Here is a 12,128-nt window from a genome sequence, read left to right as displayed (position 1 = left end):
TTTTTAACGAGTCAATACTGAAATTACTGTAATTAACAAACTTGCTATAGAAATAATCACATTAGTATTCGCTCCTAATTTGGAATTATTAATTTGGGATTTATTCGGTTCTACATAAATTACATCGTTCTGGGCTAAGTAATAATAAGGAGAATTAAGGGTGCTCTGCTTTGTTAGATCTAGACGATGTACATCTTTTTTCCCACCCACTTCACGTATCAACATCACATTATTACGAACACCTCTAATTGTCAAATCTCCAGCCATACTAAGAGCCTCCAATACCGTTACACGCTCAGAAGGTAAAGTAAAAGATCCAGGTCTAGCCACCTCACCTAGTACAGAAACCCTGAAATTATTAAAATTTATGTTTACACCAGGATCCTTAATATATTGATTTAGCTCGATTCTTATTTTTTCTATTGCTTGTATACGAGTCAATCCTGCAACATGTACTTTTCCTAGCATAGGCAAAATCAAATCCCCTTTCTCATCAACGGTATAAGTTGGCCGCAATGCCATATCAGTTTGTTGAGTAAGACTACCTACTGCCATTGTACTGACAGGATTGAAGGGAGCAGTAACTTTAGGATCAGCTGCTGTTACTACAACTGTCAAGATATCATTTGGCTGAATTTTTGGGACAAATCCCTCATACAAAGTGTTTATTTGTATTGAATCTTGTTGGAGATAAACCATATTCTTGCGTGAACCACAAGAACTAAATATCATTAGAACCAATCCAACAAGTACTAATGCAAACCCATACTTCGAAATTACCCGCATTTTCTATTTAAATTATAAAATTGATCTTTTTTATCAATCACAAAAATATATTTTTTTCCTCAGACTCCATAAAAAATGCCTACATATAATACTTTATTGCAAGCCGTTTTCGATAAGCAATATTTATGCCTAAAATCTCTAACACAATAATTCCCCCTATCTCAATGAGTTAAAAGCTGTTTGGATTATGCATAAAATCTAGTATTCAGGAAACTTTGGGTTCCACGATAAAAGATTTAAAGGAGGAAAAATTACTACTCTTTCAATACAATTCGGATGGAACATATCCATTATCGTCTAAAAATAAACGATAATGAGTATGTTCTACAAAAAGCACTCTTTTTCCCATAATCCAAGCCTATTCATGATTTTTGGAAAAGATAAAGACTAAATTGTCCCAAAACAATATTAAGACACATACCTTTTGATTATATATGCCTTTACACCTAAATATATGAGACTCAATCCCAGTAATACTGTAATTGAAAAAATCAACTGTGCTATAGGCTCCTTTTCTGAAAATAGGATTACGCAAAACCCTAGCCCTAATTGAATAGAACTATAAAGGAAAGAAACTAACAATTTATTAACTCTGGCTTCATTACCCAAAAACTGATACAAATGAGATCGATGCGCTTCGAAAATATTTTCTTTCCGATACAAACGACGTATAATTGTCCAAACAGCATCCACACCATAAACTGCAAGAAATAGGATATAGATAAGATTTCCTGTAGATAAAATTAACGCTCCTAATGCAAATAATAGAATATATGCTATTGCAACAGAACCAACATCCCCGGCAAAACACTTAGCCTTTATCCTGAAATTAAAAAAACCAAAAACAAGTACAGCCAACATTGTAAATATCAATAAGTCTTGCCTAATGAAAAGTAAACGTTGATTTACTATTATTAATAATGTTCCAACTGCCAAACTATAACAAGCCGTAATACCATTAATTCCATCCATGAAATTATAGGCATTGATCACCCCTACTACAAATACAAAGCATAATAATAAATAATACCAGGGCATAACAAAAAGATCAAGTTGATAAGCCATCAAAAGAACAGAAGTAAAATGGATCAATAACCTTATTTTATTTGATAGCGTAAAAATATCATCTAGAAACGAAATGATAGTCATCAAACTCAGTCCCAGAAAAAACCAGGGATACTGAAAATCTGAAGTAATAAAATAAATCAGAACCCCAAAATAAAAAATTATACCTCCTCCTCTTAGTGTTATCCCAGAGTGAGAAGACCTTTCATTCGGCTTGTCAATTATATTAAAATAATCCGCAACTTTAAAATAAAGCAGTTCCAAAATAAATAAAACAAGTAGAATGATTATATATATCATAAGTGGTAAAAATATATTTGTATTTATTTGATCAGATTTTTTTTTGAAAAGATTGAATGGTTATCATCAATCCCTCTTTTGTTGTTAATGGAAGATTCTTAAGACCGAGTGCGCGCTTAATCTTTTTATTAGATACTGCATAGGATTCCGTCAGTTTTTTCAAACGCTCGGAATTCAAAGGTAATGGCAAGATATCCCCTATTTTTACACTTGCCCGAATCAACCCTGCCGGAATATGCCACAATTGCGGTTTTCTACCCAGTGTTTCCGAAATTAGTTCTACTAATTCATTTGTAGATAATGTTTCGTCGTCAGAAAAATTATAAACACCCGATGGAAGTTCCGACTGTAAGAGCATCTGTTCAACTAGGAAACAAAGATTATAAACACTCAAAAAGGAACGCTGATTATGAAATTCAGCCAATGGCCATGGAATACCTTTCTCAACAACTTTATAAAGAAGATTCAAATTACCTTTATTCTCCGGCCCATGTATCATACATGGGCGAATAATAAACAGTCGTTTGCCAACCGGTAAGGTCCGGCTCAACAGACCCTGTTCGGCCTTTAATTTTGATTTGCCATAAGCTGTAAGCGGATTAGGGTCGACAATTTCATTCAAAATACCATCCACCGTATCTGCTACTGCTTTTACAGAAGAGAAATAAAAAAAATCCCGAATATCTGATTTCAGAAACTGATCAAACAGCGAGATCGTTAGATCACAGTTAATTTTAAAGTATTCATCATCAGCTGTAGTATTAGCTGTATCGTGCGCTTTTCCTGCGAGATGTATTAAGGCTTTAGCCTGTACGGGGAAGCTCTTTTTCCAAGCTGAGTCTCGTAAGGATAAACCCTTCGTCGACATGTTTCTATTATTCAGATAGTTAACTAAATTTTGACCAACAAAACCAGTTGCTCCAGTAATTATTATTGACATTATGGCAGTATTTTATCAATTAATCCAACATAATCTGCTGTAACCACTTCTTTAGAATATTTTCTTTTTATTCCCTCATAACCGGCCTTGCCTAATATGCGCAAACTTTCTTTTGAACTATTCTTTAAGAAAAATACAATCTCATTCACTTTCTCAGCAAAATCTCTCGTTGTAATCAACTTTGCACAATGCTGTTCTCGTAAAAAGTTGACTATTGGTGTACTTTCTCCCGAACAAACGATTAGCGGTTTTGCACAGGCCATAATTGTATAAACCTTAGATGGAAAGCCATGCCCCTCCATTTCCTTTGACATAAAAATGAACTGTAAATCTGCGAACGCCAATAGATGCGGCATGCTTTCTCTAGGCTGATAAGGAAGAATATGAACTTTGCAAAGGCCATTAATTCTCGCCTGTTCAATAACATGCTCTTTCATAACCCCCTCGCCAATAATATAAAACTCTATAGGTTCATCCTTTAAAAAAATCGCCGCGCTCAGTAAGGGTTCCCAATCTTGCGCATGACCAATATTACCTGCATACATTACTTTAATTGTGTCATTATTAGCAAAAAGATTTTTATCCAAAATAATCTCATCTTTAGCCAAAGGTCTATACAGTGCTGTATCAACAAAATTTGGAATTATATGTAATTTTTGAGGCTCGTTGACACGTCCAACAATGGTATTATAAAAAACTTGATCAATAGTCGTAACAGCATCAGATCTATTATAAACCAATTTCTCCAACCATTTAAGGATCGCAATAATTGGTTTTGATTTTAATCCACCCTGTTCAATCAGAAAATCAGGATATATTTCCTGAACATTATAAACAACCTTTGCTCCCTTAGCTTTGCCTATCAATAAATTGATAAAGCCTATGGTCAATGGTGGAGATGGCGATAAAATTGCCGATACTTTTTTTTCAGTCAAACCTAAAATTAATGATAAGATGTGCCAATAGACAAATCCTATAATACGTAATGCCGTCGACCCAAATTTTTTTTGTGGAATATGCAATACTTTAATGCCATTAAAAGAACTAGTATAATATAATCCACCTAATTTTTTCGTCATTGGTTGCTTCGCTAATTCATCAGGTAGCACATTATAATGCGGGGTAGTTGTTAACACAACCACCTCATATCCCTTTTGCTGAAAAGTTAAGGCAATATCATTGTAAAGATAAGCCGTAGATACACCATCAGGACTAAAAGCAATACTATGAATTAGTATTTTTGGAGAATAGCTCATTTTTTATTTAAATCTCTTCTGACCATACCACTCTTCTTATATAATCCGTATAAGATAAAATAATGCGAACCATTTTCTCTGAAACATTTGGCATTGAATAATCGGCTACCGGACGGAAGTTTCTTTTTTCACCTACGTCTTGTTTTAGAACTTGCGTAAGTCCCTGCAATACGCGTTCTGGGGATAAGCCCACCATCATTACAGATGCCTCCTCCATTGCTTCTGGTCTTTCATGTGCTTGACGGATATTCAAAGCTCGAAAGTTTAAAATAGAGGATTCTTCGGAGATAGTACCAGAATCAGATAATACGGCATAAGAGCGCATCTGGAGCGCATTATAATCATGAAATCCTAATGGCTTCAAAAACTGTATCTCAGAACGCATTTCTATCTTCATCTTATCAATCATATTTCGAGTACGCGGATGTGTTGATACAATAACAGGATAACCGTATTGTTCAGCGATAGCATTCAGGGATTCCATCAGACCCCTAAAATTTCTCTCGTTGTTGATATTTTCTTCACGATGTGAAGACACCACAAAAAATTTACGTTCTTCCAAACCTAATTTAGACAACACACCTGATGCTTCAATCTCCTGTAAATAATGATTTAACACTTCATACATTGGAGACCCTGTTTTTATTATCCGGTCTGCAGGTAAGCCCTCTCTTAGAAGATACTCCCTAGCTATATCAGAGTAAGTCAGGTTGACATCTGCTGTATGATCTACAATTTTACGATTAGTCTCTTCAGGCACACGCTGATCAAAGCAACGATTGCCGGCCTCCATATGGAAGATAGGGATATGACGTTTTTTTGCAGGAATAGCACATAGACAGGAGTTTGTATCCCCCAATACTAAGAATGCATCTGGCTGTAAGTCCTCCAATAACGGATCTATTTTAATTAAAATATTTCCAACGGTTTCCGTTGCTGTTCTTCCAGCGGCCTCTAAAAAATAATCCGGCTTACGTAGTCCCAAATCTTCAAAAAAGATCTGATTTAATTCATAATCATAATTTTGTCCGGTATGTACAATAATATGATCTATGGCATCAGAAACATCTAATGCTGATAATACTCTTGATAATCTAATAATCTCAGGTCGTGTCCCCACGACTGTCATTACTTTTAATTTTTTCATTTTTATAAATTTACCTTTTAAAGTTGATGAAGCTCTCAGATTTAATTACTTCTTAATTTGAATGATAAATCAGATTGTTTCATACCTTATTTATTTCCCGAAGGACATTACACTTCTAAAAAATAGGTATCAGGATCAGCTGGATCATAAGGTTCATTAATCCAAAACATTGTAATCAATTCTTCTTCACCAACGTTAGTAATATTATGCGTATACCAAATTGGCATATCTACATAAGACGGCTCATTTCCATCTAGATAGAAGTCCATCACCTCATCGGCATCCATTTTACGCAGTTTAATAACAGCCTTTCCTTTAACTACAGCAAAACGTTCTATTTTACGCGTATGAAAATGCTCCCCTCTGGTAACTCCAGGCATGGTTGTAGAGTAAGACGACTGACCACCTATTTCTGTCCTAATTATTTCGACAAAGGTTCCCCTTGAATCTCTATGTAATCGAAATTTTCGTGGATAGATCGCTTTATAATCCATAAACGATCGATACGTATTAAACAAGTTAAGTTCAAATCGATCGTTCAATACTGGAACTTCGCCTTTCTCCATGTAAATATCCCTATAGCTTTCTAAAAGAGCTAATACCTCGGAGACCCTCTTAATTGAGGTTGGTTGCACCAAATAAAGCGGTTGATGCTCGCCCCGACGAATCTGTTGAATAATATCGTCTACAAGTTCTTGCACATAGATCAGTTTGACTTCTCCATCGTTAGCAATTGTAGGTTGTTCATCATGGGTTAACTGATAACAAAATGTTGAAATAAAAGAATTGTAAAATGGTTTTCCAAAAGCTCCAAATACATTAGGAATGAGTAGCCCTGTTAACTTACCACCATTTTCCTTTGACCAATTATTCAACGCCTCTCTACCTTCACGTTTAGAACGTCCATATAGATTATCCCGTTCTTCTTGTGTAGAAGAAGAAATCAATACATGTGCTTTTGAACCCGTCCGTTTTAATGAGGCGACCAATTTATTCACTAAGGCAACATTTGTCTCGTATATTACTTGTTCACTATCGTGACGATTCATAGCCGCTAAGTGTACAATAACATCACAAGATCCAACAAAATGATCAAGGAGACCTTCATTCTCAAAATACTCTTTCTGAAAATCTATTCGCACAAACTCTTCAGGATAGAGTCCGATAGTATTGTATAGAGTGCTTCCTACGAATCCATTTTGCCCAGTTATCCCTATTTTCATATGTAGTACTATTGTCTATTTATAAAATAATCTAATGGATAGGTATAATCGTCATTTGGCGCATTATCAATACCATGATCCGAAAAAACAAGTAATTCAGATCCTAGCTCTAAGGCCTGAAAGGCTGTACCATAACCTGTAGAAAGGTGCATGACTCGATTCTCGTTTGTATCCAATATAATTTTTTCAACTAGTAGATCTGTAGAAGCCTGGCTCCAATCGTCAATCTCAACAACATCCACTGCAAATTTTCCAGACAAAACATAAAACCAACGCTGCTCCACCCGATGCGCACGCCAGCCCCTAACAAGATCTAGATCCATGTTTTTGATAATATAGAAACGCTTCACCTGAGACATATCAAAGTCATTGACAAACCGGATTTGTCCCCGATGATCTTTAGCGACCCCGCCACAAATAAAATCTATCATAATTAAAATTAATATGGATATTGCTGTACATCTTCTCCAAAGACTTCCTTCCGAATCAAAGGTAATTTAGAAACCAACTTCTTCAAACCTTCAACTCCTTGTTGTTCTGTATTATGCGAATGATAATCTTCTATTTTGGATACATCTTGCTCTCCCTCAGAAAAATATTTAGCATAATTTAAATCACGGTTATCCGCAGGCACACGATAAAAATCGCCCATATCCTCCGCTTTCAGCATTTCCTCTCGTGTACAAAGCGTTTCATAAAGCTTTTCTCCATGACGTGTGCCTATCACTTTAATTGGCACTTCTTTACCCGTTAACCCAATCAAAGCCTTCGCCAAATCGCCAATAGATCCAGCAGGAGCTTTGTTCACAAATAAATCTCCTGGATTAGCATGCTCAAAAGCAAATAACACCAGATCAACAGCATCTTCCAAAGACATAAAGAAACGAGACATATTAGGATCTGTTATAGTAATCGGCTCACCCTTTTGAATCTGGTTTAAAAACAAAGGAATAACAGAGCCCCTTGAAGCCATTACATTTCCGTAACGTGTTAAACAAACAACTGTGTCCGTTAGATTACGAGCCTCTGCTACCGCTACCTTCTCCATCATGGCTTTGGATATACCCATTGCATTGATTGGATAAGCAGCTTTATCTGTACTTAAGCAGATTACTTTTTTCACACCATTTGAAGCAGCAGCACGAATGACATTTTGTGTACCCTCTACATTTGTTTTAACTGCTTGCATCGGAAAAAACTCACAAGATGGTACTTGCTTCAATGCCGCCGCATGGAAGATATAATCCACTCCTCGAGTAGCTGGCTCAACTGACGCATAATCTCTAACATCTCCAATATAATATTTTATTTTTTCATTCTTATATAAATTTCGCATGTCATCCTGTTTCTTCTCATCACGTGAAAAGATTCGGATCTCCCTAAAATGGTCTGTTTGCAGAAAACGATTTAGAACGGCTGTACCAAATGAGCCAGTGCCACCAGTTATTAATAAGATTTTATCCTTTATTTCCATATTTTTTTTATTTTAATATATTAATTAATTTATCTACCTCATTTCTTATTTTTTGCTGACTCTTCTTGGTATTGTTACGAGATAGAGATAATTTATCTAGAATATCATTTGTTTTATTAGGATCAAATAATAGACTAGCACTACATACTTCATGCATATATGGTAGGTCGGCACCAATAATATTGCAACCATTTTCTATAGCCTCAACGATTCCGAGTCCAAAGCTTTCTGTAAACGAAGGGAAAACTAGAAATCGATGCTTTTGATATTGTTCATATAATTCTTCTCTATCAACAAATCCCAAATTATTAATGGGATAGCCAAGGGCCTTCTTAGAATTAATTAACTCAAAAACCTCTAAATATTGCTTATCAACAGTCAAAGTCAGGATCCCTTCTTTATATGCATCATAAAACAAGCAAAAAGCCTCAATTAATCTAATATGGTTTTTATGAGGAGTAGCATTACTTACATACAAAAAGCTACTTACGCTCCGTTCGAACGTTTCTGTACGTGTAAACTCTGGATAAAAAGGTAGACTACTAACAGTTTGAGTTTTCAAATTAAACTTTTCTTCTAAAGACTTCTTAATATAATCACTTTGAACTAACCAATAATCTGAATTCTTTTTAAATAGATTCAGAACAAAAACTTTTAACTTAAATTTTATCTGATCAGAGACTTTGAAACTCTTAGGCACCTTCAAAAACATCGGCTGATGAAAATAAGTATAAACCTCTGCATTCAATCGCTTATTAGGAGGTATATTTCCAAAACATAACACTTTTGAAAACGCAGTATTTTTATTTTTATAGAACAAACATCGCTCCACAAAACCATCAATAAATATTATTTTCCCAGAAGGAATATTGACTTCGCAATATTCATTATATATTCTTTTATCCAACAAAAAGATAATATCTTTAATTTCTGCTTTTAAAAGAGAAGAAAACAGATAATCAAAGAGTATTCTTCCTCCTCCATCATTTATAAAAACCGCATCTACTAAAATCATAATTCACTGATACTTTTTTCAATTATTACTTTTAAAATATCTCATACTACATGCTAAGAGCAAAATATCTTTATCAATCTGTTTATTTACATCAATATTTAAAATTTAAATAACTTTCATCATATAAAATCAAAAAAATTAAATAAATTATTACAACATCATTAAAATTAAAGAAAAATATCTGGTCACTATATCCTCTAATTAACAAAACTATTAATAGACATTTATAAAACCACATTCCTCTTTTTAATAAAATTTTAATTAGTAAAACCACAAGCAACAATACGCCAAATAACCCCAAAAAATAATGTAGACTCAAATAAGAGTTATGTAAATTAAATTTAAACAGCTCAAAAGCATAATAGTCTAAGGAAAATCCTAAAAATGCATTTTCTGAACTTCCGAGAGCCAATTCCATATACTTACCGATAATCAGGTCTCTTTCAAAAGATTCCAATCCTTTGTTCGAGAATCTTTGTAAAGAGCTCTCAAGAAATGCAGACAGATAACCATATCCTAGTACAAAAACAACTCCGATGACTATTATTGCTGCTAGAATATATTTAATTTTATTTCCGCCTTTTGCATGTAACACACGAAAAAAGAAAACTGTTAATAAAAGCAAAGAAGAAGATATAATACCAGAACGTCCAATCATCATTAAAGAAATCCCTAAGGATAAAATAGCAGGCCAAAGCCTTATTCTCTTATTATATCTAAAATCTTCTATATAATAAAAAATTGCAAAAATCAGTAAATAGAGGCTCACCATATTTCGGCTTCTATTCATTAAAATTTCATTGGCATCTACACCTCTTATCAATTGAACTAAAACAAAACTTACATATAAAATTATTAGTGTTTTATGGATTTTAATATTTATATGCCTTTTAAAATAAAACAATACTACTGTAGATAAAGAAAAAAAGTGTATAATTAAAGTTCCATTTACAAAGTACTGCCTATATAAAAAAAGAAAACAAGATATCATTGCCAGAGCCCCAAAGAATAGGAAAATTTTAATATTTTCGGCAATAAATTTTTTTTCAAATAGAGCTAATGCAAATAAATAAATTAAAGTCAACTCTTTTGGAAAATAGGTTTCATTTATCAAATATAAAATGAATAATACTTGATAAAAAAACACGTAAGCTTGATATCTATTTCCAAATAATTTAAGCATGACTGAAGTTATTTGAAATTAATTGCTCTTTATCAAAATAGTTTAAAGCGCTGGAATTTTCATGATAGACATATAGCACATTATTTTTTATCAAATTGAGAATTAATAGCTCAACAATAACGTCGGAGTCAACTATAAAATCAAAACATTCTTTAACATTTTGGATCCTAATATGTGGATGCGGTTTCAAAATTCTTATCCCATTTTTAACATCTCCTAACATAGCTTGTGCTATGCGAACCTCATACTGCCAAGAAGTTAGATATAAATACACATTTCTATCTTTACAAATATTTAAAATTTCCTCAATTTTTGATTCCTGGTACCTGAAATGATGTTTTATATGTTCTAAATGCTGTAAAAAAGGTTCGTCAAAATTTAACCGTCTCTTTTTAAAATCCGGAACCAAATTTTGGTGTTTATCGTGGTCGTATACGTAAATTCCCGATACCATTCTTCCACCTCCGAAATACCCTTTAATTTGAAAAAAGAACTTAAGTATAAATTTAAAAAAAAGTGATATTTTCCGGCTACTTAACAAATCGCTTCTATATGATCCTATTCCTTCCTCATAAACAAACATACTTTTAGCTTTTATTTTTGAAAGCCACCATTGCTTTTTAACACCAAAATCCGAATCTATATAGAGATTGTCGTCCTTGCACAATGATTCTCGGAGAAACCTATATGCCTCTTGACTGTGTTTGAAAGAATAACATTCATCCCAATATCCGCTTTTCTTTACTTGGCTAAAAAAAAACGATGCATCTACAAAAAGCTCTACTAGAACCAATATTTTTCGTCCTTCAACAGAAATATTGGTACTATTTACGTACTGCAACGGTTTACTTACGACAAAATAATTTTTTGTTTTGAGCTCACTCATCATTTGTTCATTTGTTTTACATTCTTAAGAATCCTCCTATTGTATTTTTGAACGAAATCAACCTTATTCGTGGCTTTTCCTCGTTCTATATCATATTTTGAGAACCATGTATCTCGTCCCCAGTAAATAATACCCGAAAACCTACTATCCGTTGTCAACTGATTAATATAATTAAAAAAAATAGTTTCATTAATTAGATCATAATTTAGCGCTTTATCAGTAGTACTATATCTATCCCAGATAATAGGATAGATTGGTTTATTTATATTTACATCACTCAGAAACTTGAATAAATTGGATAATTTTCTATTGGGAGTTTCATTTTTACTCTGTAAATAAAAGCCCGGCATAACAATATCACTTTCATTTAATATCATTTTCAAATATTTTTGCGATACTTCTGTATAATGATATTGGAGAGGATTCGGAATTGAATAGAACCCCCATTTTATATTTGGCCTCATTTTCTTTGCTATTTTTACCGCTTTTACAAATTCATTTGCAGCACTAATTTTACTTTCTTCAGTAGCTTTATCAGCGAACAAGTCATGATATAATTGCCCTTCCCAATCGAGCATTCCAACTCCAGAGCTTTGAGGATTAGGGAATAATCTATTTATCTCTTTCCGAAAGACATCCTCTACTAGAACTTTGGATTTATTTGGATAGATAAAATCTCCATAAACAATTTTACATTCAAGGACATTACTTAATCTCTTAATTTGTTTAATGGTACTTGATTCAATATCATCCATAGCAAAATAAACTTTCTTTTTTGTCTGTGCAGATAAGAAAGAATAGTACATTAACAGAATCGAAACCAAAATTATTTTTTTAAATTTCTCCATAAAAC

12 protein-coding genes are annotated in these 12,128 nt (G+C 33.4%); all 12 read right to left on the bottom strand.

Features of this window, described 5'->3' with window-relative positions:
* Positions 1-3: 3 nt before the first annotated feature.
* Positions 4-786, bottom strand: coding sequence for a polysaccharide biosynthesis/export family protein (locus AC07UV_RS08780; RefSeq protein WP_495183400.1), 783 nt, complete (start codon positions 784-786; stop codon positions 4-6).
* 408 nt (positions 787-1,194) lie between these two features.
* Positions 1,195-2,151, bottom strand: a complete 957-nt coding sequence (locus tag AC07UV_RS08775; protein WP_495183399.1) for an MraY family glycosyltransferase — start codon at positions 2,149-2,151, stop codon at positions 1,195-1,197.
* A gap of 31 nt (positions 2,152-2,182) precedes the next feature.
* Entirely contained in the window at positions 2,183-3,091 is a 909-nt protein-coding gene (locus AC07UV_RS08770; protein WP_495183398.1) for an NAD-dependent epimerase/dehydratase family protein, read from the bottom strand.
* On the bottom strand, positions 3,091-4,347 hold the full coding sequence (locus AC07UV_RS08765) for a glycosyltransferase family 4 protein (protein WP_495183397.1): 1,257 nt from the start codon (positions 4,345-4,347) through the stop codon (positions 3,091-3,093). The genes AC07UV_RS08770 and AC07UV_RS08765 overlap by 1 nt, the downstream gene beginning before the upstream one ends.
* Positions 4,348-4,354: 7 nt before the next feature.
* Positions 4,355-5,494: a non-hydrolyzing UDP-N-acetylglucosamine 2-epimerase gene (gene wecB / locus AC07UV_RS08760; protein WP_495183396.1), complete on the bottom strand. Its 1,140-nt coding sequence runs from the start codon at positions 5,492-5,494 to the stop codon at positions 4,355-4,357.
* 107 nt (positions 5,495-5,601) lie between these two features.
* Positions 5,602-6,717, bottom strand: coding sequence for a polysaccharide biosynthesis C-terminal domain-containing protein (locus tag AC07UV_RS08755; protein WP_495183395.1), 1,116 nt, complete (start codon positions 6,715-6,717; stop codon positions 5,602-5,604).
* An 8-nt stretch (positions 6,718-6,725) separates the two neighbouring features.
* Positions 6,726-7,148, bottom strand: coding sequence for a WxcM-like domain-containing protein (locus tag AC07UV_RS08750; RefSeq protein WP_495183394.1), 423 nt, complete (start codon positions 7,146-7,148; stop codon positions 6,726-6,728).
* Positions 7,149-7,156: 8 nt separating this feature from the next.
* Positions 7,157-8,191 (bottom strand): polysaccharide biosynthesis protein, encoded by a 1,035-nt coding sequence (locus AC07UV_RS08745; protein ID WP_495183393.1) that lies wholly within the window; start codon positions 8,189-8,191, stop codon positions 7,157-7,159.
* Positions 8,192-8,198: 7 nt separating this feature from the next.
* Positions 8,199-9,206 (bottom strand): glycosyltransferase, encoded by a 1,008-nt coding sequence (locus tag AC07UV_RS08740; protein ID WP_495183392.1) that lies wholly within the window; start codon positions 9,204-9,206, stop codon positions 8,199-8,201.
* Between the two features lie 91 nt (positions 9,207-9,297).
* Entirely contained in the window at positions 9,298-10,389 is a 1,092-nt protein-coding gene (locus AC07UV_RS08735; RefSeq protein WP_495183391.1) for a hypothetical protein, read from the bottom strand.
* Entirely contained in the window at positions 10,382-11,278 is an 897-nt protein-coding gene (locus AC07UV_RS08730; RefSeq protein ID WP_495183390.1) for a hypothetical protein, read from the bottom strand. Before AC07UV_RS08730 ends, AC07UV_RS08735 begins: the two co-directional genes overlap by 8 nt.
* Positions 11,275-12,123 carry a hypothetical protein gene (locus AC07UV_RS08725; protein ID WP_495183389.1) on the bottom strand — a complete coding sequence of 283 codons (849 nt, stop codon included), beginning with the start codon at positions 12,121-12,123 and terminating at the stop codon, positions 11,275-11,277. The genes AC07UV_RS08730 and AC07UV_RS08725 overlap by 4 nt, the downstream gene beginning before the upstream one ends.
* Between the last annotated feature and the right edge of the window lie 5 nt (positions 12,124-12,128).

The organism is Sphingobacterium sp. GW821-FHT03E03 (assembly GCF_059420745.1).
Note: the sequence above shows the minus strand (reverse complement) of the source record. Positions and strands in the feature narration are given on the sequence as shown.